Source organism: Mesorhizobium sp. M1A.T.Ca.IN.004.03.1.1 (genome assembly GCF_003997555.1).
GTDB lineage: Bacteria > Pseudomonadota > Alphaproteobacteria > Rhizobiales > Rhizobiaceae > Mesorhizobium.
The window spans coordinates 1-242 of record NZ_RZTV01000955.1 but is presented as its reverse complement, the minus strand read 5'-3'; the positions used below and the strand labels follow the sequence as shown (position 1 = coordinate 242).

At 61.2% G+C, this 242-nt stretch carries 1 protein-coding gene; it reads right to left on the bottom strand.

Annotated elements, in window-relative coordinates; all coding sequences use genetic code 11:
* A partial coding sequence (locus tag EOD29_RS34500; protein WP_127248904.1) for an ABC transporter permease subunit occupies window positions 1-242 on the bottom strand: 242 nt, incomplete at both ends.

Below are 242 nucleotides of genomic sequence, written 5' to 3'. Positions count from 1 at the left end.
GCATAGAGCAGGATTGGCACGATGTTGAGCGACGAGCCGGTCAGGGCATAGGCGGTGGCAATCGCTCCGAAGGCGTTGGCGAACAGCAGGATTACGGTGCCGAGAAAGCTCGGCCAGATCACGGGGATGACGACCATGCGCCAGTATTGGGCCGTCGTCGCGCCAAGTGTCGCGGCGGCCTCGCCCCATTCCTTCTTCAGCCCATCTATCGCAGGCACGATGATGACCACCATCAGTGGAAT